The sequence below is a fragment of the Microbacterium sp. bgisy189 genome (assembly GCF_057707225.1).
The window spans coordinates 1-1,451 of sequence record NZ_JBYIPT010000023.1; the positions used below are offsets into that span (position 1 = coordinate 1).

Annotated in this window: 1 protein-coding gene; it reads left to right on the forward strand. The window is 71.5% G+C overall.

What is annotated here, in order from left to right:
• Window positions 1-456: 456 nt before the first annotated feature.
• Window positions 457-1,401 carry an alpha/beta fold hydrolase gene (locus AC3ENX_RS14570; RefSeq protein ID WP_035964342.1) on the forward strand — a complete coding sequence of 315 codons (945 nt, stop codon included), beginning with the start codon at window positions 457-459 and terminating at the stop codon, window positions 1,399-1,401.
• The last annotated feature ends 50 nt before the right edge of the window (window positions 1,402-1,451 follow it).

A 1,451-nucleotide genomic window follows, 5' to 3' on the forward strand; every position in this document is an offset into this window, starting at 1 on the left:
TCGGCCGGGGGGCCGTCGTCGGGTACACGCAGCACCGGAGCGGGGACGCCGTTTCTCCATGTGATGTCCCGTGTCGCCTGTCTGATCGACCCCGGCCTCACCTTCCTTAGCCGCGATGCCGAGGCCTGGTCCACGTTCTGCGGGCCGTCCGGGCGTGGACGGGCACGCCCGGCGCCGGCACAGAGCGTCCGAAGTGCCACGGGGCGGGCCGGCAGACATGATCCGGGCGGGACGCGGCCCCCCCACCGGGGGTGACCCTGCCGGGCCGCCGGGTCCGGACCCGGTCACGCGGCTCTCGGGACGGGCTGGGCGCGTACCTGCCGCTCTCAGCGCCCGCGACAGGGAGTTCCGCGAGTGGGCGACGGAGGTCGGGGGCCGGACATCCCGTTGTCGGCAGGTACGGTATGGTCATGCCCGTCGAGCTCCCCGCCCGGGGGGCATGACGAGGAGGTCAGCATGGCTCTGCGCGAACTCGAGTTCACGTCGCACAACGGCACCGACACCATCCAGGCCTGGGTGTACGAACCGGCGGTCACGCCGGTGGCGGTGGTCCAGCTCATCCACGGTCTCGGCGAGCACTCCCGCCGGTACCTGCACATGACGGCCGCGCTGGTGGATGCGGGGTTCGTCGTGGTCGCGGACGATCACGCGGGTCACGGTCGGACGGCGATGCAGTCGGGGACGTGGGGTGACGCCGGTGACGAGTCGGCGACGGTCATCGTGCAGGACGAGGTGACGCTGTACCGGAAGGCCAAGGAGCTGTTCCCCGATCTGCCGTACGTGGTGTTCGGCCACAGCCTGGGGTCGATGATCGCGCGGGCGCTGGTGCTGCAGCCGGGTGTCGAGGTCGACGGGCTCGCGCTGGGCGGTATCGCCGTGGGCATGCGCGGTGTCGAGTCGACGCTGGATCGCGAGGCCCTGAAGGCTGCCGTGGCGGCCGACGGTTCCGCCCCCGCTGCGGATGCGTTGGTGGGCCAGCTGTTCGACGGCTTCTACGACCGCCTCGGCCCGGACTTCGGCCCGACGGACTGGGTGGCGCGCAACGCGGACGTCGTCCGTGATCACGGCCGCGACCCCTTCAATAACTTCGGCGCCCCCTTGAGCAACCGGTTCCTGCAGGGCTTCGTCGACGTGTACGACCAGGCCAACGGCGACGACTTCTTCGACCGCCTTCCGCAGGTTCCCGTCGCGATCTTCGCGGGCGCGGAGGACCCGGTGACCAACTACGGCGAGGGTGCGCGCGAGGTCGCCCGGCGCCTGGAGGAGAAGGGCCACGACGTCGAACTCCACATCTACCCCGACGTCCGCCACGAGGTTCACAACGAGCCCGAGACCCGCGCCGAGATGGAGAACTCCCTCATCGAGTTCGTCCACCGCGCCGCCGGGCGGGACGACGCCTGACCCCCGAGGCGCACCCGGCCGCTCGCGCCCAAGCACCGTGACGGGGCCCT